The organism is Aromatoleum petrolei, assembly GCF_017894385.1.
Taxonomy (GTDB): Bacteria; Pseudomonadota; Gammaproteobacteria; order Burkholderiales; family Rhodocyclaceae; genus Aromatoleum; species Aromatoleum petrolei.
In genome coordinates this window covers 2,678,297-2,698,081 of the sequence record NZ_CP059560.1, presented here as the reverse complement: position 1 = coordinate 2,698,081, position 19,785 = coordinate 2,678,297, and the positions used below count along the sequence as shown (strand labels likewise).

Sequence of the window (19,785 nt, the reverse complement as noted above, 5' to 3'; positions counted from 1 at the left end):
CGCGAGCGCGCGAACGACGAGACATATCAAATGGATAGGCGAGGAGTGAGCGAGTGAGCAACGCAGCAATCGACCCGCGCAGCAGATTTATTCACAGGCTCTGAGCCGACCGGCGAAACGCGACGACACACCGGCGGCACGCCGCCTTGCCCGCGACTACGCTCAAGGGCATGAAATCCGATCTCCAAGCCCTCTCCGCGATCGCGCTGTGGTCCGTGCTGGCCTTCCTCGCTGTCGAACTCGCCCACCTGCCGCCCTTCCTCCTCACCGGCGTCGGCCTGCTGCTCGGCAGCCTGATCGCGCTGCCGCTATCGCGCTTCCGCTTCGCGGCGTGGAAGATCCCACTGCCGACCCTGCTGCTGGGCGTGTATGGGCTGTTCGGCTTCCATCTGCTGCTGTTTCTCGCGCTGCGCAGTGCGCCGGTGGTCGAGGCCAACCTCATCAACTACCTGTGGCCGCTCGGCATGGTCCTGCTGGCCCCGGCGATCCTACCCGGAACGCGGCTGCGCGCCGCCCACCTCGGCGCCGCCACGCTCGGTTTCGCCGGTGCGGCGATCGCCATCCTGGGTGGCAAGACCGGCGCCGACGTCGCGGACGGCGCCTTCCATCCCGGCTATGTCCTCGCCCTCGGCTCGGCCTTGATCTGGGCGACCTATTCGCTCGGCACTCGCCGTGTCGCGCCCTTCGAGACCGCCGCAGTGGGCAGCTTCGCCGCGCTCTCGGGCGTGCTGTCGCTGATCTGCCACGCGCTCTTCGAACCCGCAGCCACGCTCACGGCCAGGGATCTCGCGAGCCTCGCCCTGCTCGGCGCCGGCCCGCTCGGCGGGGCATTCTTCCTGTGGGATGCCGCGCTCAAGAAGGGCGACCCGCGCCGCATCGCGGTGTTCGCCTTCCTCACGCCGCTGCTGTCGACCGTCGTCCTCGTCACCGCCACCGGCCAGCCCCTGCAGCCCAACATCGCGCTGGCGGCGGCGATGATCATCGCCGCCGCCGAATGGGGCCGGCGCGCGACGCGCAGCTGACCCGCTCCCTCAAGCGACGCTCACGCAGGGCGACGGCGTTCCCGCGCATCCCACCGGAACGCGGCCGGGGTTTGTCCGAAGCGCCGCCTGAACATCTTCCCGAGGTAGCTGGCGTCGGCGATGCCGACTTCATCGGCGAACACCGCAAGGCTGTGGTCGGAGTTCAGCCGGCGCCATTGCAGGTGCTGCAGGCGCATCGCCCGCCAGTATTCGGACGCGGTGCCTGCCGATGACACATTAGAGGGCGGGGAAAACCGTCGCGTCTCGTGCTCGCCGGACCCCGCTCAACCTGGCCACCGAACCCTGAATCGCTCGGCGTCCGGGCTACAATCGCGCGTCGCCGTCCCTATCCAGTTACCATGCCCGATTTCCTCGAGCTCTCCACCCTCCTGCGCTCCGGCATGCCGCTCGTCGCCATCGAGACGGTCGAAGAAGCGAAGGCGATGCGCCTTCTCGACCGGGCCCTGCGTGCATGGGCGGCGCTGCGCGGCATACCGGCGGACTGATGAGCATGGCCGCCAACACAGAGCCGAACCACGCTTGATCTTCCTTACCACCTGTCCGGCTTCAAAAAAGGAGACTGCGATGCGCGCCGTATGGATCTCCGGACTGAGCACGCTGGCGTTGGGCGTCGGTCTCTTCTGGTATCTCGCCCCCCTCGATCCGGGCGTGCTGGCACTTCAGTTCGCCTTCTCGCCCAGGACCTTCGGGCAGATCGTCCACTTCTGGTCACCGGCCGATCTCGCGCGTTACCGCAGCCATCTGCCCGCGGACTTCGCTTTGCTGTTTGCCTACGGCCTCTTCGGCTATCTGTGGGCGACGCGCGCGGGCGTGACAGCCGCGCGCGAGCCGGCGTTCCGTCGCGTCCTGAGCTGGCTCCTGCCGGTCGCGGCGTGTTTCGACGCAGTCGAGAATGCGCTGCACTGGTGGCTCACGGATGTGCCGCGCTTCGGCGTGGCGCCGCTGTACGCGGCATCGGGCGCTGCGTCGTCACTAAAATGGCTACTAATTCTCGGGTTCGGGCTGCTGGGCGTGTATGCCCTGTATCGCGCGGACGATTGACGAGACCCCGGCATCCCGGGCTATAATCCGCGCCCTTCCGCTGCCTTTGCAGTTCGCCCCGCGCGACTGCAGCAATGCGACGAAGCCTTGGTGGTGAAATTGGTAGACACGCTATCTTGAGGGGGTAGTGTCGCAAGACGTGCGAGTTCGAGTCTCGCCCAAGGCACCATTCAGCAGTACCCGGAAGACCGATCTAGGCCAGAAATCCCAAGCAACGCAAGGGTTCTGGCCTTTTCACGTCCACGCCGGCGTCCGAACGGTACGCCCCAAACTGGTTCATCCGGGGGCACGTACGGCGGCATTCGGGCTCCCCCATCCGCCCGATGCCCCGCCCGCGCGGCCTCAGGCCGTTGCGAAGGCCTCGGCAACCGCCGGGCAGACGATGCGCCCGGCGTCCACATTCACGCCCGCGCCGAGGTGCGGATCCTCTGCGGTCGCGAGCTGCCAGCCCTTGTCCGCGAGCGCGAGGACGAAGGGCAGGGTGGCGCTGTTGAGGGCGAAGCTGGAGGTGCGCGCGACCGCGCCGGGCATGTTGGCGACGCAGTAGTGCACGATGCCGTCCACGACGTAGGTCGGGTCGGCGTGCGTGGTGGGGTGGCTGCTCTCGAAGCAGCCACCCTGGTCGATGGAGACGTCGACCAGCACCGAACCGGGCTGCATGCGTGCCAGCCAGTCGCGTGGCACGAGCCGCGGCGTACGCGCACCGGGCAGCAGCGCGGCGCCGATCGTGAGGTCGGCCTTCAGCACCAGGGATTCGATCGCGCCGCCAGTCGCATGGCGGGTGCGGATACGCCCGGCGAAGAACTCGTCGAGGCGGCGCAAGCGGTCGAGCGAGCGGTCGGCGACGGTGACGTCGGCCCCCAGGCCGACCGCCATGCGCGCGGCGTTGTAGCCGACCACCCCACCGCCGAGGATTACGACGCGGGCCGGGGCGACGCCCGGAACCCCGCCGAGCAGCACGCCCGAGCCGCCGTGCGGCTTTTCGAGGCAGCTCGCGCCAGCCTGGATGGCCATGCGTCCGGCGACTTCGCTCATCGGCGCGAGCAGCGGCAGGCCGCCGGCGGGGCTGGTGACGGTCTCGTAGGCGATCGCGGTGGCACCGGAGGCGAGCAGCAGACGTGTCTGCTGCGGGTCCGCGGCGAGGTGCAGGTAGGTGAACAGCACCTGACCGGGCCGCAGCAGCGCACATTCCTGCGGCTGCGGCTCCTTGACCTTGACGACGAGCTCCGCGCGGGAGAAGACCTCGTCCGCGGAGTCGACGATCTCCGCGCCTTCGGCACGGTAGTGCTCGTCAGCCAGACCGATCGCCGTGCCCGCACCGCCCTGCACCAGCACGTGGTGACCGTGGGCGACCAGCTCGCGCACGCTGTGCGGCGTGGCACCGACGCGGTATTCGTGTGTCTTGATTTCCTTGGGGATACCGATGTGCATGATCGATGGTCCGTGCGAAGGCAGGCAGCCCGCCTGCGGGGTCCGTGCCAGTGCGATGCGTGGCTGCGGCAGCTGTCCATGATGAACGCGCCGACGCCCGTCTGTCATGCTGCGCCACAACACGGATGCGAATATCTGTACCGGGTATCTGCGATAGTATTACCAAGGTCTTATGTATCGGCTTGCTGTGCCGCATCGCGCCGCAATTTGCGGTTTTTTGTTTTCCTTCCACCGGTTTGCCTGATAGCCTGTCGGCACCGGACAAAAATCCGAACGACCATACGCTGTCAGTAGAAGAATATGACACCTCGGCAAGGTTTCGAACGCGTCTCGCCCACCGACATCCGCCTTGGCGAACCACTGCCCTACGCGGTGTATGACGGTTCCGGGATGCTGTTGCTGCAGGCCGGTTTCGTGATCAACACCGCGAAGCAGCGCGACGTGCTGCTCGCCAACGGCTGCTTCATCAGCAATGATGCCCACCACAAGCCGGCGCATGCGCCACTGCCGGTGGCGTCGGTGAGCGAGGAGCACAGCTCCTTCGAGATGTTCGACCTGCTCAAGCTGCGCCTCAAGCGCACCTTCGACCTGCACAAGCAGGGCAGCCTCGGCGACGAGTTCGTGCCGCGCATCGAGGGCATCGCCCTGACGATCCAGGAGGCGTGCACGCACGACACCGACTCGGCACTGGCGAACCTGCATCTCGACTACGACAGCTCCTACGCGGTCATCCACCATCTGCAGGCGGCAATGCTGTGCGAGCTGATCGGCAAGAAGCTGGGCGTGCCGGACGAGTCGCGCCTGCCGCTGATCAAGGCCGGGCTCACCCACGACATCGGGCTGCTCGACATCCAGGACACGCTCGACCAGCAGATCGCACCGCTGACGCCCATGCAGCGCGAACGCATCAAGCGCCACCCGATCGACAGCGAAACCATCCTCGCGGGCCTGGGCGTGCGCGAGAAGACCTGGCTCGATCCGGTGCGCCACCATCACGAGCGGCTGGACGGCACGGGCTACCCCGACGGCAGCGCGGGCGATGCGATCAGCCTGCCGACGCGGGTGCTGGCGATCGCCGATATCTACAGCGCGATGGTGCGCGACCGCCCCTACCGCAAGGCGATGGTATCGACCGAGGCGATGCGCAAGCTGATGCTGGAGCAGGGCTCGGCCACCGACAACCGCCTGATCAGCATGATGATCAAGGAGATCGGCGTGTTCCCGCCGGGTGCGACCGTGCGTCTGGCGAACGGCGAAGTGGCGGTCGTGAAGAAGCGCACGATGAACACCGCCTGCCCGCTGGTATTTTCCTTCGTCCGCGCCGACGGCATGCCGATGCTGACGCCGATCCAGCGCGACACCGCGAACGAGGGCTACCGCATCGAGGGCATGGTGCCGTTTTCCAGCCACCGCGGCTCCGTCGTGGTGCTGCGCGGCCTGTGGCACCGCAACTGAGGACCACTGCAATGAACCGCTTCGAATGGAAGCCCGAATACTCTGTGGACGATGCCGAGATCGACCGCCAGCATGCGGAACTGATCACGATCATCAACGAGCTCGCCGCCCAGTTGCACGGCGAGGGCCCGTCCGGCGGGGCGCGCCGCGTCTTCGACCACCTCGCGCATTACGTGACGACGCATTTCGCGTACGAGGAAGAACGCTTCACGCGCGCCGGCTTCCCCGACGACAAGGTCGCCGAACACCAGACCGAGCACAACGCGATCCTCCGCCAGGTGCAGGAATTCGAGCGCGTCTTTGAAAGCGGCGACGCCGCGGCACTGCAGGAGATGATGCCTTTCCTCTATGGCGAATGGCTGATCCATCACATCTGCGGCACCGACCGCGAATACGTGCCCTACCTCACGGCCGCACGCTGAGATCGCGCCGGGGCGCGCGACCGCGACCGCGACCGCGACCGCCCAAAGCGGGTAATACTGACAGGGCGGCAAGCCCGCGCTGTCATGACAAGTCGATCGCAAGCGGACTAGAATGAGGCGGTAACCCGATCCTCCAGCGGTTCCTATCGCCATGCTCCGCATCCCCGACCGCTTCTACTGGGTGCTTCCGCTCGGGGCATGGACGCTGCTGATCCTGCTGTCCCTCGGCCTGACGCTGTATCAGGGCCATAATGCCGCCTCCGCGACAGCCCGCCAGCAGGGGCGCGACATCTTCCACATGATCGAGGCGATGCGCCTGTGGAATTCCCGCAGCGGCGGGATATACGTGCGCCAGAGCGAGACAACGCCGCCGAACAAATATCTCGAGTTGCCCGAGCGCGACCCGGTCACCACCTCCGGCATCCACCTCACTACCGTCAATCCCGCCTACATGACGCGCCAGATGGCCGGCGTCATCGCGAGCGAGAGCGGTATTCGCATCCACATCACCAGCCTGCGCCCGATCAACCCCGGCAACGTCGCCGACCCGTGGGAGACGCAGGCGCTGCAGGCGTTCGAGCAGCACGGCGAGAAGGAACGCAGCGAGATCCTCGACAGCGCAGGCGAGCCGGTGATCCGCTACATGGCGGCGCTGTATGTGCGCAAGGAATGCCTGAGCTGCCATGAGAAGCAGAATTACCGCGTCGGCGACGTGCGCGGAGGCATCAGCGTGTCGATCCCGGCAACCGATTTCGTCGCGCGCGCCGATGCGTCGCGCCGCCAGCTCGTCATCGCTCACGTGGGCGTGTGGGCGCTCGTCGCGCTGATGCTGCTGATCTACCTGCGCCAATATCGCGTACAGTGGAACAGCCTCAAGAATCTCACCGCGACGCTCGAGGACCGCGTGCGCGAGCGCACCGCCCGGCTGGCGGAGGAAAGCGCCGCGCACCGCGCCAGCGAGCAGGAGGCGCGGCAACACCACCAGCGCTTCCTCGACCTCGTGAACACCACCGACGGCATCGTGTGGGAAGCCGATGCCCGGACCTTCGTGTTCACCTTCGTCAGCCGCAAGGCCGAGAGCCTGCTCGGCTACCCGGTGGAGGACTGGCAGACGCCCGGCTTCTGGGTCGCGCACCTGCACCCGGAGGACCGCGAATGGGCGCCGCAGTATTGCGCGTCCTGTACCGGCCGGCTCGAACCCCATCGTTTCGAATACCGTTTCATCGCCCGGGACGGGCGTGTCGTGTGGCTGGAGGACATCGTCACGGTGGTCGCAGAGAACGGCGAGCCGACGCTGCTGCGCGGGTTGATGGTGGACATCACCGCGCGCCGCGAGGCCGAGCTCGAAGTGCGCCACCTCACGCAACGTCTGACACTGGCGACGCGTGCGGCGCACATCGGCATCTGGGAATACGAACCGCACAGCGGCAAGCTCGTATGGGACAGCACGATGCACGAACTCTTCGGCCTGAGTCCCGACGAATTCAGCGGCCGCTTCGACGACGTGCTCCAACTGATCCTGCCCGACGACGTCCCGCACCTCACCAAGCTGGTCGACGAGACGCTGCGCACCGGCAGCGATTTCGTCACCACTTTCCGCATCCTGCGCCACGGTACCGAGATCCGCCACATCGACGCCCAGGCGGTGCTGGTGCCGGGCAACGGCCAGCAGCCGCTACGCATGATCGGCGTCAATCGTGACGTCACCGAACGCAAGCGCAACGAGCAGGAACTGCTGCGCCTGGCGACCACCGACGTGCTGACCGGTTGCTACAACCGCGGCTACCTGCAGCGCATGCTGGAGCTGGAGATCGACCGCGCACGCCGCCACGGCGACGTGCTGTCGCTGCTGATGTACGACCTCGACCGCTTCAAGCACGTGAACGACACCTGGGGCCATGGCGTCGGCGACCAAGTGCTGGCGCAAAGCGCGGCCGTGGTGCGCGACACGATTCGCCGCACGGACACGCTGGCGCGCTGGGGTGGGGAGGAATTCATGGTGCTGTGCCCGCGCACCTCGGCCGCCGAAGCGAAGGTGCTGGGCGAACGTGTGCAGCAGGCGCTGCGCGAACACGCGACGCCACCTGCCGGCGTCGTCACGGCGAGCATCGGCGTGGTCACGCTGCGCCCCGAGGACGACGCCGACACCCTGCTCAAGCGCGCCGACGACCTGATGTATTGCGCCAAGCAGGCCGGCCGCAACCGCGTGTGCTGCGACGTCGACGCCGTCTGAGCGCGTCCGCACTCAACCCAGCCCGGCCGCACTCCGGTAGATGGCTGCCTCCTCCACCAGCCAGTCGCGAAAGGCCGCCAGCGAAGCGGTCTCGGCCTTGCGTTCCGGGATGATCAGGTAGTAGGCCTTGGTGCTGAGATACACGTGCTCGCACGGGATCACGAGGCGCCCGCTGTCGAGCTCCTCGCGGATGAGGAAGGGCGGGATCAAGGCAATCCCCATATCCTGCATCGCCGCCTGCGCCAACATCGAGAACAGCTCGTAGCGCGTGCCCGTCATGTCGTGAGGGACCTGCATCCCCAGCGAACCGAACCATTCGCGCCACGCATAGGGGCGGGTGGATTGCTGCAGCAGCGGCAGCGCCGCGATCTCCCCGGGTGTGAGCGATGCGCTGCCCCGAAGCCTGCGCGGACTGCACACCGGCGCCGCATTCTCACGCATCAGGAAGTGCGCCTCGGTGCCCGGCCAGCCGGCGTCGCCGAAGTAGAGTGCAGCGTCGAACTCGGTGTCGGCGAACAGGAAGGGGCGCGTGCGATTGTTCATGTTGACGGTGACGTCGGGATGACGGGCGAGGAAGTCGCCCAGCCGCGGCAGCAGCCAGCGCGTCGCGAAGGTCGGCATCACCGCGAGCTCGATGGTCGCGCCGCGGCCGTGGTGGGCCATCACCGACAGCGTGTCGCGCTCCATCGCGTCGAGGCGCGCGCTGATCTGGCGGCTGTACGACAGGCCCGCTTCGGTGAGGGTGACGCCGCGCTTGGTGCGGCGGAACAGGCGCAGCCCGAGGAAATCCTCGAGCGCGGCGATCTGGCGGCAGATTGCGCTCTGCGTGAGCGCGAGTTCCTCCGCCGCACGCGTGAAGCTCTCGTGCCGCGCCGCGCGCTCGAAGGCGAGCAGGGCGGCGGTACTGGGGATCTTGCGGCGCATGGATGCCTCCCTAAAGTGCGCAATGCGCATGACAGCGTGCAAACCATGGCGGAACAGCCCCACGCGACTTCCGCCGAATGCGCACCCGTACCGACTCGACAGCTGCACGGCGGAAGGCGCTGCACTTTTCCCCCCTACGCGTCCACATGTCTCAACAAGTGCGTTTTACGCACAAGCTACCACGAATTTTTCGTTTGTCGTGCCTCGCAGGCGTGACTACAGTTCAGTCACAGATCAGAGCCGGGTGGTCCCGGCCCGCGACCAAACGCCGCATTGAGGAGAATCGACATGGCAACGAACCGCGTGACTTTCGACTGGGCCGACCCCCTGTATCTCGACAGCCAACTCACCGAAACCGAGCGCCTGGTGCGCGACAGCGCCCGCGCCTACTGCCAGGAACGCCTGCTGCCGCGCGTGCAGGAAGCCTTCCGCCACGAGAAGACCGACCCCGCGATCTTCCGCGAGATGGGCGAACTGGGCCTGCTCGGGCCGACCATCCCCGAGCAGTACGGCGGCGCCGGCATGAACTACGTCGCCTACGGCCTGATCGCGCGTGAAGTCGAGCGTGTCGATTCCGGCTACCGCTCGATGATGAGCGTGCAATCCTCGCTGGTGATGGTGCCGATCAACGAATTCGGCTCCGAGGCGACCAAGCAGAAGTACCTGCCCAAGCTCGCGACCGGCGAACTGATCGGCTGCTTCGGCCTGACCGAGCCGAACCACGGCTCCGACCCCGGCAGCATGGTCACCCGCGCCAAGAAGGTCGACGGCGGCTACAGCCTGTCGGGCGCCAAGATGTGGATCACCAACAGCCCGATCGCCGACGTCTTCGTCGTGTGGGCGAAGGACGACGCCGGCGACATCCGCGGCTTCGTGCTGGAGAAGGGCTGGAAGGGCCTGTCCGCCCCGGCGATCCACGGCAAGGTCGGCCTGCGCGCCTCGATCACCGGCGAGATCGTCATGGACGAGGTGTTCTGCCCCGAAGAGAACGCCTTCCCGACCGTGCGCGGCCTCAAGGGCCCCTTCACCTGCCTGAACTCGGCGCGCTTCGGCATCGCCTGGGGCGCGCTCGGCGCGGCCGAAGCGTGCTACGAGACCGCGCGCCAGTACACCATGGACCGCAAGCAGTTCGGCCGCCCGCTCGCCGCCAACCAGCTGATCCAGAAGAAGCTCGCCGACATGCTCACCGAGATCACGCTGGGCCTGCAGGGTTGCCTGCGCCTGGGCCGCCTCAAGGACGAGGGCAACGCGCCGGTCGAGCTGACCTCGATCATGAAGCGCAACTCCTGCGGCAAGTCGCTGGAGATCGCCCGCGTCGCGCGCGACATGCTCGGCGGCAACGGCATCTCGGACGAGTTCTGCATCGCCCGCCACCTCGTGAACCTCGAAGTGGTGAACACCTACGAGGGCACACACGACATCCACGCGCTGATCCTCGGCCGCGCGATCACCGGCATCGCCGCGTTCGCCAACTGAGTTCGGCGAGCCTGCCCGCCCGGCACCGACCTCACACGGGTCGGACGGCCGGGCGAGGGCACCGACCCCGGCCTCCGGGGTCCCTTCTTCCTCCGGGACGCGACCGGGCAGCACCCGCCGGTCGCGGCTCATCCTCCGGGCGACACATGCCCTGTCATTACCCGATTCCGGCACTCCGGCGTCATTGCCGCGGAACACTCCACAGCATCCGCCGGACAGGACGGTAGAATCTTCCGACGAGCAGCCCGTGCGCACCGCATTGGCGGTCCCGCGACGTGCCAGGCCGGAGGAGCACGATGGAAAAACCCACGGATGCGAGCGCAGCGTGCAGCGCGACGGACGCCGCTCGCATCACCGCGCTGATCAACCGCTCGCCGGTGGTGGCGGTCGAGTGGCGCAACCTGCCCGGCTGGCCGGTCGCTTTCGTCAGCGACGGCATCGCGCAGTGGGGCTACGATCGCGATGACTTCCTCTCCGGCAGGATCCGCTACGCAGACCTGATCCACGCCGACGACCGCCCGCGCATCGAACACGATGTCGCCGAACACCTCGCCAACGGGCCGGACGACTACCGCCAGGAATACCGCATCCGCACCGCCGCCGGCACCTGGGTGTGGCTGGACGACCGCACCTGGCTCACACGCAACGAACGCGGGGAAGTCACCGACATTCACGGCGTGCTGCTCGACATCACCGCGACCAAGGCGGCCGAGGCCGAGGTGCGCCGCCTCAATGCCACGCTGGAAGACCGCGTCGCCGAACGCACCGCCCAGCTGCAGGCCGCGAACCAGGAGCTGAGGTCGTTCTCCTACACGGTGTCCCACGACCTCAAGGCGCCGTTGCGCGGCATCGAAGGCTACAGCCAGCTGCTGCTCGAGCAGTACCGTGACCGCCTCGACGAGGACGGACGCCACTTCCTCACGAGCATCAGCCGCGGCGCGCTGCACATGCACGAATTGATCGAGGACCTGCTCGCCTACTCGCGCATCGAACGCCAGGCGCTGGATGTGCGCAGCGTGGCCCTGCCCGCCGCCGTGCGCGGCGTGCTCGACGGCTTCGCGCACGAGATCCAGACACGCGGCGTCGAAGTCGTCGTCGAGGAACTGCCCCCGCAGGTCCGCACCGACCCGAGCGGGCTCACCCTGGTGCTGCGCAACCTCGTCAGCAACGCACTCAAGTTCACGCGCGACACGCCGGCCCCGCGCATCACGATATCTGCATACCGCCATGACCGTCACATCGTCCTGACGGTGGCCGACAATGGCGTCGGCTTCGACATGAAGTATCATGACCGCATCTTCGAGATATTCCAGCGTCTGCATCGCGCCGAGGACTATCCCGGCACCGGCATAGGGCTGGCGCTGGTGCGCAAGGCGCTGCAGCGCATGGGCGGAACGGTGTGGGCAATCAGCGAACCCGGCCGAGGCGCGACCTTCCACGTGGAGCTTCGGCAATGACAGGCGAGCATGCCCCACGCAGCATACTGCTGGTCGAGGACAATCCCGTCGACCTGGACCTCGCACTGCGCGCCTTCGCCCGCCGCGGCCCCGACTGCCGCAGCATCGAGGTCGCGCGCGACGGCGAGGAGGCGCTCGCCTTCGTCCGCCGCTGGGAACAGGGACAGGCGCCGCCGGCGCTGGTGCTGCTGGACATCAAGCTGCCGCGCGTGAATGGACTGGAGGTGCTGCGCCAGCTCAAGTCGCACCCGCGTTTCGGCTACATTCCGGTGGTGATGCTCACGACCTCGGGCGAGGACGCCGACCTCGGCCAGGCCTACGAGCTCGGCGCGAATTCCTATATCATCAAACCGGTCAATTTCGCGCGCTTCATCGAAGTGACCGAACAGATCGAGCAATACTGGTGCCTGCTGAACGCCCTTCCGAACTAGGCGGACTGCGCGTCCTCTACGTCGAGGACAACAGCGCCGATGCCGACCTCGCGCTACGCATGCTCGCACGCATCGCCCCGGACATCGTGCTCGATGTCGTGCCCGCACAGGACGCGGCGCTCGTCCGGCTGTCCGGGCCGCTGCCATACGACGTGCTGCTGTCGGACCTGCGGCTGACGGGCGGATCAGGGCTGGAGCTGCTCGCCGAGGTGCGCCGGCGCCAGCTGCCGCTGGCGGTCGTGATGCTCACCGGTTCGGGCGATCAGGTCGCCGCGCTCGCCGCACTGAAGGCCGGCGCAGACGGCTACGTGGTCAAACGCGGCGACTACCTGGCACAACTGCCGACGACGCTGCGCGCCGCCTTCGCGCGTTTCCTCGCCGAACCAGGACGGCGGCTGCCGCCGCTGCACGTCCTCTACGGCGAACACGACAGCCGCCGCGCGACGCTGACGCGGCAGCACCTCGCGCGCCACGTGCCGCATATCCGTCTCGATGTCGTCCCCGATGCGGCCGCGATCCTCGCCGCCGTGCCGCCGGACCCGGCACAGCCGCCCGCCTTCGACGTCCTGCTGCTCGACACCGGCATCGGCGGCATGGACGGCCTCGAACTGGTGCGCGTGCTGCGCGAGCAGCGCGGCCTCGCGCGCCCCATCGTGCTGCTGACCGGCGGCAGCGACGAAGAGATCGCGGCGCAGGCGCTCAATGCCGGCGTGAGCGACTGCATCGCACGCTATGAAGGCTATCTCAACGCCTTGCCGGCCACCCTGGAAAAGGTGCGCGAGCAGGCTGAACTGCTGCGCGAACGCGCCGAATTGCGGGCCACCAGTGCGCACCTCTCGCACCTCATGTCGGCCAGTCCGGTCGTCCTGTACACCCTGCGCATGCACGACGGCAGCCTCGTCGCGACCTGGGTGAGCGCGAACGTGGAGCGCATCACCGGCAGCGCCCTCGACGAGGTTCTGGCCCCCGGATGGTGGCTCGCCCATTTGCATCCCGCCGATCGCAGGGCCGTGCTCGACGCGCAGGCCCGCCTGCTGCGCGACGGGCAACTCGACCACGAATACCGCTTCGTCGTCGACGACGGCCGCGTGATCTGGATCCGCGACCAGATGCGCGTGATGCGCACCGACGGCGAGGGTCCGCTCGAACTGGTCGGCACGTGGACCGATATCACCGCATCGAAGAAGGCGGAACGGCTCAAGGCCGCGCGCGCTTCCGTCCTCAACCGCCTGGTTGCCGGCGACCCGTTGGCGGTGATCCTCGGAGACGTCGCCCAACGCCTCGAACAGCTCGAACCGGAGATGCGTGCCTCCATCCTGCTGCTCGACGCGGTCACCGGCCGCTTCACGCAGAGCGCGGCACCGCGCATGCCGGATTACTACCGCGATGCGATCGAGCAGCTGCCGCCGCAGGAGGGCATGGGCTCCTGCGGCACAGCCACCGCGCGGGGCGAGGCCGTCATCGCAGCCGATGTGACGACGGACCCCAGTTGGGTGGCATTCCGCGACATCGCCGCGCGCGCCGGCTTCCGTGCCTGCTGGTCCTTCCCCTTCAGCGATGCCGGCGGCAGCGTGCTCGGCACTTTCGCCGTCTACTTCGACAATCCCCGCGACGCCGACCCCGATCTTGTCGCGATCATTGAAGAATTCACCGCGATCACCGCGCTGGCGGTGCAGAAAGTGCGCGCAAACGACTCGCTGCGCCAGGCCGCCGCGGTGATCGAGAGCACCCGCGACGGCGTCATGATCACGGACCTCGAGCGGCGCATCGTCAGCGTGAACCGCGCCTGGTGCGAAATGACGGGCTTCTCGCGCGAGCAGGCCATCGGCTGTGCGCCGCAGATGCTCAAGTCCGGGCTGCAGAACGACGCGTTCTACCGCAGCATGTGGGACCAGATCACGCGCACCGGCGACTGGCAGGGCGAACTGTGGAACCGGCGCAAGAACGGCGAGCTGTATCCGCAATGGCTCAGCATCAGCACCGTACGTGACGAGGAGCAGCGGCCGACGCACTACGTCGGGGTCATGACGGACATCAGCAAGCTCAAGCAATCCGAGGCCCAGCTCGAACACCTCGCGCACTACGACCCGCTCACCGATCTGCCCAACCGCCTGCTGGTGCAATCGCGCCTGGAACACGGCATCGAGCGCGCCGCGCGCCAGGGCGGGCACATCGGCGTGCTGTTCATCGACCTGGACCGTTTCAAGACCATCAACGACAGCCTCGGCCACCGCGCCGGCGACGAGGCGCTGATCGCGATTGCGCAGCGCCTGCGCGGCTGCCTGCAGCGGGACGACACGCTGGCGCGCTGGGGCGGCGACGAGTTCCTCGTCATCCTGGAAGACCTCACCAAGCCGGACGAGGCCGCCCACGCGGCGCAGACGCTGATCGACCGACTGCGCGAGCCGCTGCAGCTCGCGGACGGCCAGCCGGTGTATGTCGGCGCCAGCATCGGCGTAAGCATGTACCCGCAGGATGCCCGCACCTCGGCCGTGCTGATCCAGCACGCCGACACCGCCCTGAACCAGGCCAAGGCGCAGGGGCGCAACACCTACCGCTTCTTCACCGACGCGATGAGCGCCGAGGCGCAGCGCCACCTGAGCCTGGAACGGCGGCTGCGCCACGCCCTCGAACACGAGCGTTTCGTGCTGCACTACCAGCCGCAGGTCGATATCGCCAGCGGGCGCATCGTCGGCTGCGAGGCCTTGCTGCGCTGGAACGATCCCGACGAAGGCCTGGTGCCGCCGGGACGCTTCATTCCCTTCGCCGAGGAGAGCGGCCTGATCGTGCCGATCGGAGAGTGGGCGCTGCATTCGGCGTGCCTGCAGGCGCGACGCTGGGCCGACGCCGGTCTGCCGCCGCTGCAGGTCTCGGTGAACCTGTCGGCACGCCAGCTGTGGCAGGCCGAGCTGCCCGACCGCATCGCCGCGATCCTGAAGGCCACCGGCCTGCCGCCGCAGGCGCTGGACCTCGAGCTCACCGAGAGCATGATCATGGGCCACGAGGCGCAGGCCGTCGAACGCCTCGGGCAGCTGCGCAGCATGGGCCTGCGGCTCGCGATCGACGACTTCGGCACCGGCTATTCCTCGCTGTCCTACCTGAAGAACCTCCCGATCGAGGTGCTCAAGATCGACCAGAGCTTCGTGCGCAACATCCCGCAGGACCGCAACGACATGGAGATCGCCGGGGGCATCATCGCGCTCGCGCGCAAGCTCAACCTCGCCGTGACCGCCGAAGGCGTGGAAACCGCCGCCCAGCTCGATTTCCTCGCCGGGCAGGGCTGCGACAGCTACCAGGGCTACCTGTTCAGCCGCCCGCTGCCGGCGGCCGAGTTCGAGAAGCTGCTCTCGCGCTGAATCAGAACGGTGCGTCGCTCGCCGACGCGGTCGAGAACGAAACCCCTTCCGCAGCGGCCGCCACGCCGCTGCCCTTCAGCTCCCCGCCCAACGCCGCGACGACGGCCGGCAGCAGGCGCTGCAGCTCGCCGGTCATCAGCGCGAAGCCGGCGTCGAACAGCGCGCGCGCGTCCTCGGCGCCGGCCTGGTCGAGGTTTTCCTTCACCACGTCGAGGAAGTCGAGGCGCTTGATCTCGAACTTCTCGGTCAGCACGAAGCTCACGCGGTCGTCGAAAGTCAGCGCCAGCCGCGTTGGCAGCTTGCCCGCCGTGAGGTGACCGCGCACCTCGTCGCCTTCGAGCGGATGGCGCACGTAGCGCACCGCGGCCTTGTCCTCGCTGACCGAACGCAGTTCGCAATCCTGGTCGATCGTGAAGCCGGCGGGCGCCTCATTGCCCGCGAGCCAGTCGGCCATCGCGCTGGTCGGCGACAGCTCGGTGCGCACGAGCGCGAGCGGCAGGGTGTCCAGGGTCTGGCGCAATACCTCCAGGACGTCCTCCGCACGGGCCTGGCTGGGCGCATCGATGCCCAGCCACCCCCCGACCGGGTCGATCCATGCAAAGACCTTCCTGCGCCGTGTAAACGCCCGCGGCAGCAATTCCTGCAGAACCTGGTCACGGAGATCCTTCATCTGCTTGCGCCCGGGCTTGTAGCCCTGCTGCTCGGCCAGCGCCTCGGCGCGTTCCTCGGCCTCCTGCTTCACCACCGACGAGGGCAGCAGCTTCTGCTCCACCCCCAGCGCGATCAGCCACTGGCCGCCGACCTGGTGCACGAGGAATTCGTCACCGGTGGGCGAGAGCCAGCCGCGGGTCTCCTGGTCCTGGCTGCCGCAGGGCTGGAAGCGCTTGCGTGCGAGTTGTTCCTCCAGCGTCTCGGCCGTCATCGTCCAGCCGGCGGGAACGCGATAGATCTGCAGGTTCTTGAACCACATGGGAAATTCGTCCGTGTTGCGGGGGGGGGGGGTTGATGGAAAATTCGCCGAAAATGCGCGAGAAATGCGGTCGGAGCGCTACTGCACGCGCCCCGACTCGGCGATCATGCGGATCACGCGCAGGGTGTCGACATCCGACTGATGGTAGGCCGACTTGATGTATTCGACATAGGCGACATCGTCGCCGATGCCCTGTTCGGTCAGCGTCGTGCGGTACTGGAAACGCAGCACCATGGTGTCCCGGACCGGCTCCTCGATGCCGATCGTGAGGCTGCCGCCGGCATGCGCCGCGGTGCGCTCGGTGTCGAAACGCACCCATTCCATCGGCTGCAGCGTCACGCGGTCGCGGATCAGCGCGTTGCCGAACCTGAGCTCGCGCACCAGTTCGGTGTCCGTGCGCGACAGGATCGTGCACGCCTCCAGGCCGGGCAGGAAGGGGCGCGAATCCTCGGCGCGGCACAGCAACCCGAACCACAACTCCTCGCGCGTGAGCGGTGAGACGAGCGGATTGTCCGGGTCGTTGACGACCAGCAGATGTTCAAAATTCACCAGCAGGCTCCAAGTGCGGGTTCGACCATGGTAGCGGGGCGATAGTGTCCCACATGTTTCGGTTAGCATCCGCCCATGCAGATCGAACGACTACTCCATTCCCAGGGGTTCGGCAGCCGCAAGGAATGCCGCGCCCTGATCCGTGCCGGCCTGGTCGCTGTCGCAGGCCGGATCCTCGACAACCCTGCCGAAGACTTCGCGCCCGAGGGCCTCGAATTCAGCGTAGACGACGAAACCTGGGTCTATCGCGAAAAGGCCTACCTGGTGCTGCACAAGCCCGCCGGCTACGAGTGCTCGCGCCGGCCCCAGTTCCACCCCTCGGTGTTCGCGCTGCTGCCCGACATGCTGGCGAACCGCGACGTGCAATGCGTCGGGCGGCTCGACCAAGACACCACCGGCCTGTTGCTGCTCTCCGACGACGGCCAGTTCATCCACCGCTGGAGCTCCGGCAAGAAGCGCACGCCCAAGGTGTACGAAGTCACGACCAAGCACCCGGTGGACGACGCCTTGATCGCCGCGTTGCTCGCAGGGGTCGAACTCCTCGACGAGCCGGCACCGATCGCTGCATCGGCCTGCCTCAAAACGGGGGAGCGGAGTCTAAGGCTCACGATCACCGAAGGCAAGTACCACCAGGTGAAGCGCATGCTGGCTGCGGCGGGCAACCGCGTCGAGGCCCTGCATCGCAGCGTCGTGGGCGGTCTCGCCCTGGCCGCCGATCTTGCGCCGGGCGACTGGCGCTGGCTGGACGAAGCCGACCTGGCCCGCCTCGCCGATTACGACGAGACCGCCTGAGCGGTCGGTGTGCGCGTAGGGCGGGGGCAACGCAGCGAATCCCGCCATATCCACCTTTGGACCCGATATCCGCGTGACGTGGCGGGATCCCCGTCCGGCCCCTCCCGCCCTACGCCGCAAAACCCGCAGCATTGCTTCCGCTTGCTGCTTTCCCCTTTTCTGCAGTCCACGCTCCTCTGCTGCGGGGGAGCGTCCCTTTCCGGGGGCACCCCGACCGGCTCCCGCAGCCTCATGTTTGTTCTTCTGTATTTCTTTAAATTTAAAAGATAAAGAAGAAGATAGGCGGCCAAATTCTGTGGATAAGTCCCGATCCGCCAATGCCTGCGGTGTTTTCGACGCTGTAGAACCCCGTAGACAAGTGGCAGGTTCACCTGTGTGGCGATTGTGACCCGTTTCGGCTGTTCACGAATTTTCGGTCCTTTCCCACAAAGTCTCCCTCTGCTCCTCCACGGACTTATCCACCGGAGCCCCGTCCAGGGAGGGGGATGGGCACCGCGCGATGCCTTGAACGCGAGATCGTGCACGTATTCGGTTTGCAGCCGGTGATGGCGGCCACGAGCGGGATGTGCGGCTGGGACCGGTCTTGCCATCGGATCGCCTGCAAGGTATGCAAGGTCATCGGGCGGGAGCAGCCAAAGGCCGACCGTGGCAAGTGCACCGCTTTGCCTCGTCGATGGTGTCTTGCACGGCCGCTTGGCGGGGCACGCTGCGCAACGCCCGCCCGAAGAAACCGTGTGCGTTTGCCCTGCAGCCGTGCTCGGGGGTTTTGCTTTTAGTAGTTTGTTTTAATTAAAAGATAAAGATATATAGAGTGTCGCCTTTTCTGTGGATAAGTCCGGCTTCGCCAGTCCCTGCGGGGACTCCGGGGCGGTAAAACTCCGTAGATAAACCCCCCGTTCACCTGTGTGTCGATTGTGGCCGGTTTTCCGGTCCACTCCGATCCAGCCCTTTTCCCACAAAGCATTCCTGCCGTTTTCCCGCACTTGTCCACTGCCATGAGCCTTGCCGACGCTGCGCCCGCCTTCGACTGGGACATCTTCTGTCGCGTTGTGGATAACTTCGGGGATATCGGCGTCTGCTGGCGGCTGGCCAAGGCATTGGCGCACGACCACGGGTGCTCGGTCAGGCTGTGGGTGGACGACTGGGGGACCTTCGCGCGCCTGTGTCCGGCGGCCGCCGAGGCGGGCGACGCCGTGCGGGTGGAGGGCGTCGAAGTGCGTCGTTGGCGCGAACCCTTTCCCGGGGTGATGCCGGCACGCGCGGTCGTCGAGGCCTTCGCCTGCGAGCCGCCCGCGTCCTACGTCGAGTCAATGGCCGCCACGACGCCGCGGTCGCAGTGGATCAACCTCGAATACCTGTCGGCCGAGGACTGGGTCGAGGGCTGCCACGGGCTGGCCTCGCCGCATCCGCGCCTGCCGCTGACGAAACGTTTCTGCTTCCCCGGCTTCACGGCGCACACCGGCGGGCTGTTGCGCGAAGGCGGGCTGCTCGAAGCGCGCGACCGCTTCCAGGCCGATGCGACCGTGCGGCGCGACTGGCTCGCCGGCCGCGGCATTCCCGTGCCCGCGGAGGGCGCCCGCCTCGTGTCGCTGTTCGCCTACGAGCAGCCGCAGTTGCCGGAACTGCTGCGCCTGTGGGCCGACGCGCCGCGCCCGACCCTGCTGCTGGTGCCGGAAGGCCGCGTGCTGGGCGACGTGCTGCGCTTTTTCGGGCGCGCGGAAGCGCGGGCCGGCGAAATCCTCGCCGCGGGTGCCCTGAGCACGGTCGTCCTGCCCTTCCTCGACTCCGCCGACTACGACCGCCTGCTGTGGGCATGCGACCTCAACTTCGTGCGCGGCGAGGATTCCTTCGTGCGTGCGCAGTGGGCCGCGCGGCCCTTCGCGTGGCACATCTACGAGCAGGACGAGGCCGTGCATCACGACAAGCTCGACGCCTTCCTCGCCCGTTACCTGGCCGGACTCGACGAGGCTGCAGCCGAAGCGACGCGTGCGTTGTGGAAGGCGTGGAACGGCGAAGGGAGCCTTGCCGCCGCGTGGCCCGCGTTCGCCGATGCGCTGCCGCGGCTTGCGCCGCACACGCGTCGCTGGTCGGACGGGCTCGCCGAACAGCAGGACCTCGCGTCGACCCTGGTGCAATTTTCAGAACTAACGGTAAAATGACGGGTTTTATAAAATGTGCGGCCAAAATGTCCGCGCCCGATCTACA

The 19,785-nt window shown here is 67.3% G+C and carries 17 protein-coding genes and 1 tRNA gene; 13 read left to right on the top strand and 5 right to left on the bottom strand.

The features are described from left to right. The first annotated feature begins 170 nt into the window (after positions 1-170). Complete coding sequence (locus ToN1_RS12325; RefSeq protein ID WP_169205402.1) at positions 171-1,022, top strand: DMT family transporter; 852 nt, start codon at positions 171-173, stop codon at positions 1,020-1,022. Between the two features lie 20 nt (positions 1,023-1,042). Here ToN1_RS12325 and ToN1_RS12320 read toward each other — a convergent pair whose 3' ends face one another. Further along, positions 1,043-1,219, bottom strand: coding sequence for a helix-turn-helix domain-containing protein (locus ToN1_RS12320; protein ID WP_169205403.1), 177 nt, complete (start codon positions 1,217-1,219; stop codon positions 1,043-1,045). Positions 1,220-1,381: 162 nt separating this feature from the next. Between ToN1_RS12320 and ToN1_RS12315 the strand changes: the two genes are divergently transcribed. The 3 genes from ToN1_RS12315 (at position 1,382) to ToN1_RS12305 (ending at position 2,253) form a co-directional block, all read left to right on the top strand. After that, the gene (locus ToN1_RS12315; RefSeq protein ID WP_169205404.1) at positions 1,382-1,528 is read left to right on the top strand and encodes a hypothetical protein; all 147 of its coding nucleotides are present in this window, start codon (positions 1,382-1,384) and stop codon (positions 1,526-1,528) included. A gap of 79 nt (positions 1,529-1,607) precedes the next feature. Continuing rightward, positions 1,608-2,084, top strand: coding sequence for a hypothetical protein (locus tag ToN1_RS12310; RefSeq protein WP_169205405.1), 477 nt, complete (start codon positions 1,608-1,610; stop codon positions 2,082-2,084). An 84-nt stretch (positions 2,085-2,168) separates the two neighbouring features. Continuing rightward, positions 2,169-2,253: transfer RNA gene (locus ToN1_RS12305), tRNA-Leu, on the top strand. Positions 2,254-2,426: 173 nt separating this feature from the next. Here ToN1_RS12305 and ald read toward each other — a convergent pair. Beyond that, positions 2,427-3,515 carry an alanine dehydrogenase gene (gene ald, locus ToN1_RS12300; protein WP_169205406.1) on the bottom strand — a complete coding sequence of 363 codons (1,089 nt, stop codon included), beginning with the start codon at positions 3,513-3,515 and terminating at the stop codon, positions 2,427-2,429. 300 nt (positions 3,516-3,815) lie between these two features. On the opposite strand from ald, the gene ToN1_RS12295 reads away from it, so the two are divergent. The 3 genes from ToN1_RS12295 (at position 3,816) to ToN1_RS12285 (ending at position 7,625) form a co-directional block, all read left to right on the top strand. After that, entirely contained in the window at positions 3,816-4,970 is a 1,155-nt protein-coding gene (locus tag ToN1_RS12295; protein WP_169205407.1) for an HD-GYP domain-containing protein, read from the top strand. A gap of 11 nt (positions 4,971-4,981) precedes the next feature. Next, entirely contained in the window at positions 4,982-5,392 is a 411-nt protein-coding gene (locus tag ToN1_RS12290) for a bacteriohemerythrin (protein WP_169205408.1), read from the top strand. A gap of 151 nt (positions 5,393-5,543) precedes the next feature. Beyond that, positions 5,544-7,625 carry a diguanylate cyclase gene (locus ToN1_RS12285; protein ID WP_169205409.1) on the top strand — a complete coding sequence of 694 codons (2,082 nt, stop codon included), beginning with the start codon at positions 5,544-5,546 and terminating at the stop codon, positions 7,623-7,625. 12 nt (positions 7,626-7,637) lie between these two features. Here ToN1_RS12285 and ToN1_RS12280 read toward each other — a convergent pair whose 3' ends face one another. After that, entirely contained in the window at positions 7,638-8,549 is a 912-nt protein-coding gene (locus ToN1_RS12280) for a LysR family transcriptional regulator (protein WP_169205410.1), read from the bottom strand. 288 nt (positions 8,550-8,837) lie between these two features. Here ToN1_RS12280 and ToN1_RS12275 point away from each other — a divergent pair, with 288 nt between their 5' ends. The 4 genes from ToN1_RS12275 (at position 8,838) to ToN1_RS12260 (ending at position 15,269) form a co-directional block, all read left to right on the top strand. Then, positions 8,838-10,025, top strand: a complete 1,188-nt coding sequence (locus tag ToN1_RS12275) for an acyl-CoA dehydrogenase (RefSeq protein WP_169205411.1) — start codon at positions 8,838-8,840, stop codon at positions 10,023-10,025. 296 nt (positions 10,026-10,321) lie between these two features. Next, on the top strand, positions 10,322-11,482 hold the full coding sequence (locus ToN1_RS12270) for a sensor histidine kinase (RefSeq protein ID WP_169205412.1): 1,161 nt from the start codon (positions 10,322-10,324) through the stop codon (positions 11,480-11,482). Then, a complete protein-coding gene (locus ToN1_RS12265; RefSeq protein ID WP_169205413.1) occupies positions 11,479-11,913 on the top strand; it encodes a response regulator in 435 nt (144 codons plus the stop codon). Before ToN1_RS12270 ends, ToN1_RS12265 begins: the two co-directional genes overlap by 4 nt. Further along, on the top strand, positions 11,886-15,269 hold the full coding sequence (locus ToN1_RS12260) for an EAL domain-containing protein (RefSeq protein ID WP_210148099.1): 3,384 nt from the start codon (positions 11,886-11,888) through the stop codon (positions 15,267-15,269). The genes ToN1_RS12265 and ToN1_RS12260 overlap by 28 nt, the downstream gene beginning before the upstream one ends. Position 15,270: 1 nt before the next feature. Here ToN1_RS12260 and ToN1_RS12255 read toward each other — a convergent pair whose 3' ends face one another. After that, on the bottom strand, positions 15,271-16,239 hold the full coding sequence (locus ToN1_RS12255; RefSeq protein ID WP_169205414.1) for a recombination-associated protein RdgC: 969 nt from the start codon (positions 16,237-16,239) through the stop codon (positions 15,271-15,273). Positions 16,240-16,317: 78 nt separating this feature from the next. After that, positions 16,318-16,788: an SRPBCC family protein gene (locus tag ToN1_RS12250; RefSeq protein WP_169205415.1), complete on the bottom strand. Its 471-nt coding sequence runs from the start codon at positions 16,786-16,788 to the stop codon at positions 16,318-16,320. Positions 16,789-16,863: 75 nt separating this feature from the next. On the opposite strand from ToN1_RS12250, the gene ToN1_RS12245 reads away from it, so the two are divergent. Beyond that, positions 16,864-17,580, top strand: a complete 717-nt coding sequence (locus tag ToN1_RS12245; RefSeq protein WP_169205416.1) for a pseudouridine synthase — start codon at positions 16,864-16,866, stop codon at positions 17,578-17,580. A gap of 995 nt (positions 17,581-18,575) precedes the next feature. Beyond that, the gene (gene earP, locus ToN1_RS12240; RefSeq protein WP_169205417.1) at positions 18,576-19,739 is read left to right on the top strand and encodes an elongation factor P maturation arginine rhamnosyltransferase EarP; all 1,164 of its coding nucleotides are present in this window, start codon (positions 18,576-18,578) and stop codon (positions 19,737-19,739) included. Positions 19,740-19,785 lie beyond the last annotated feature (46 nt).

Excerpts from the sequence above, each read along its gene's own strand:
- ToN1_RS12325 (WP_169205402.1), top strand. The coding sequence starts at position 171 with ATGAAATCCGATCTCCAAGCCCTCTCCGCGATCGCGCTGTGGTCCGTG.
- ToN1_RS12320 (WP_169205403.1), bottom strand. The coding sequence starts at position 1,219 with ATGCGCCTGCAGCACCTGCAATGGCGCCGGCTGAACTCCGACCACAGC.
- ToN1_RS12315 (WP_169205404.1), top strand. The coding sequence starts at position 1,382 with ATGCCCGATTTCCTCGAGCTCTCCACCCTCCTGCGCTCCGGCATGCCG.
- ToN1_RS12310 (WP_169205405.1), top strand. The coding sequence starts at position 1,608 with ATGCGCGCCGTATGGATCTCCGGACTGAGCACGCTGGCGTTGGGCGTC.
- ald (WP_169205406.1), bottom strand. The coding sequence starts at position 3,515 with ATGCACATCGGTATCCCCAAGGAAATCAAGACACACGAATACCGCGTC.
- ToN1_RS12295 (WP_169205407.1), top strand. The coding sequence starts at position 3,816 with ATGACACCTCGGCAAGGTTTCGAACGCGTCTCGCCCACCGACATCCGC.
- ToN1_RS12290 (WP_169205408.1), top strand. The coding sequence starts at position 4,982 with ATGAACCGCTTCGAATGGAAGCCCGAATACTCTGTGGACGATGCCGAG.
- ToN1_RS12285 (WP_169205409.1), top strand. The coding sequence starts at position 5,544 with ATGCTCCGCATCCCCGACCGCTTCTACTGGGTGCTTCCGCTCGGGGCA.
- ToN1_RS12280 (WP_169205410.1), bottom strand. The coding sequence starts at position 8,549 with ATGCGCCGCAAGATCCCCAGTACCGCCGCCCTGCTCGCCTTCGAGCGC.
- ToN1_RS12275 (WP_169205411.1), top strand. The coding sequence starts at position 8,838 with ATGGCAACGAACCGCGTGACTTTCGACTGGGCCGACCCCCTGTATCTC.
- ToN1_RS12270 (WP_169205412.1), top strand. The coding sequence starts at position 10,322 with ATGGAAAAACCCACGGATGCGAGCGCAGCGTGCAGCGCGACGGACGCC.
- ToN1_RS12265 (WP_169205413.1), top strand. The coding sequence starts at position 11,479 with ATGACAGGCGAGCATGCCCCACGCAGCATACTGCTGGTCGAGGACAAT.
- ToN1_RS12255 (WP_169205414.1), bottom strand. The coding sequence starts at position 16,239 with ATGTGGTTCAAGAACCTGCAGATCTATCGCGTTCCCGCCGGCTGGACG.
- ToN1_RS12245 (WP_169205416.1), top strand. The coding sequence starts at position 16,864 with ATGCAGATCGAACGACTACTCCATTCCCAGGGGTTCGGCAGCCGCAAG.
- earP (WP_169205417.1), top strand. The coding sequence starts at position 18,576 with ATGAGCCTTGCCGACGCTGCGCCCGCCTTCGACTGGGACATCTTCTGT.